The 1,320-nt window shown below is 29.3% G+C and carries 2 protein-coding genes and 1 pseudogene; all 3 read right to left on the bottom strand.

Features of this window, described 5'->3' with window-relative positions:
• Positions 1–151: pseudogene (locus PEPCATONIAE_RS08800) on the bottom strand (DUF3847 domain-containing protein); the annotation flags it as partial.
• Positions 152–333: 182 nt separating this feature from the next.
• Positions 334–786 (bottom strand): methionine--tRNA ligase, encoded by a 453-nt coding sequence (locus PEPCATONIAE_RS08530; protein WP_138160708.1) that lies wholly within the window; start codon positions 784–786, stop codon positions 334–336.
• A gap of 156 nt (positions 787–942) precedes the next feature.
• Positions 943–1,320: tyrosine-type recombinase/integrase (locus tag PEPCATONIAE_RS08525; protein WP_138160707.1), on the bottom strand; the 378-nt coding region annotated here is incomplete at its 5' end.

Raw genomic sequence — 1,320 nt, 5'->3', positions numbered from 1 at the left:
GCCTATGAGTTCTTTCTTTTCTTCTTTTCACTATGTCTTGTTTTAATATCTTTTTTTCTTGATTTTTTAGTTGCCTTAGTCTTTCTTCTGTATCGTCAATTTTATTTTTTATTTCTTTTTACTCTTGTCTTAGTTGTTCTAATTTTTTCATACTGATCTCCTTTTTTGAAATAAAAAAGACGATAGAGTTTTTAATTGCTATCGTCTGAGATTATCTAATATTTATTTTTCTTTAAATTGATTTTATTGTATAGTTTAATATTTATATTAATCCAATTATAAAAATTAAACTGGGATTCATACCAAACCCCAGTTTTATAATTAGCGTGTTCTTTAATATAATTTTGATCCTGCCGAAATATTGCTATCCAACATTATTAAGTTTAGAAGCTCTTCTCCATTATATTCGCATATTGCTGATAGAAGCATTCCACAGGATTCAATCCCCATCATTTTTCTCGGTGGTAAATTTGTTATTGCAACTAAAGTTTTTCCAACAAGCTCCTCTGCACTGTAGAAATTCTTTATACCTGATAAAATTATTCTGTCTTCTCCTGATCCGTCATCTAAGGTAAACTTTAATAATTTTTTAGACTTAGGCACTTCCTCACAAGATTTAACTTTTACAACTCTAAAATCTGATTTTGAAAAAGTATCAAAGTCTACAAAGTCTTCAAATAGAGGTTCAACCTTTACCTTGGAAAGGTCAAGCTTTTGAACAGCCTCTTCTTTAAAGGATTCTTGACGGCTTTCTCTTTCTTCCTTTTCTTCTCCAATAGGTTTCATTGTTGGGAAAATCCCCTTTACTTTAGATAATTGTCTAAATCTCTATAAAAGTCTATTTTATGGTACTTCTCCATTTACGACAATTTGCTAACTCTCTATAAGTGCCTATAGATTTCTAGCAAATTGTCGTAAATTTGTCGTAAGCTGTCGTAAATTCTAAAATATAAATTTCATTGCTTTTTCAAATTCTCCCATCTGTTCTATCTTAAAGTCCTCTGTAGCATCTACATATATATCCATTGTTGTACTAATATCAGAATGACCTAGAATAGACTGCATTGCTTTTGTATTTATATTTTGTTCATTAAGCCTTGTAGTAAAGGTGTGTCTGAAAATGTGATTGCTTAAATGTGGAACTAATAGAATATCATTAGAGTTCGATTTATTTTTATCCATTATACTTAAATTGCAATCTCTAACAATTCTTCTTAAAGCTTTATTAAGTGTTCCATTATTGTGAACCTTTCCGAATCTATTTAAAAATACAAAGTCTTTAAATCCATCGATTGAATCACAACATTCGATTCCAAAAGT

The sequence above is a fragment of the Peptoniphilus catoniae genome, from assembly GCF_901447155.2.
Lineage (GTDB): Bacteria > Bacillota > Clostridia > Tissierellales > Peptoniphilaceae > Peptoniphilus_E > Peptoniphilus_E catoniae.
The sequence above is the reverse complement of the archived record's forward strand: the minus strand, read 5'-3'. Positions and strand labels throughout refer to the sequence as shown.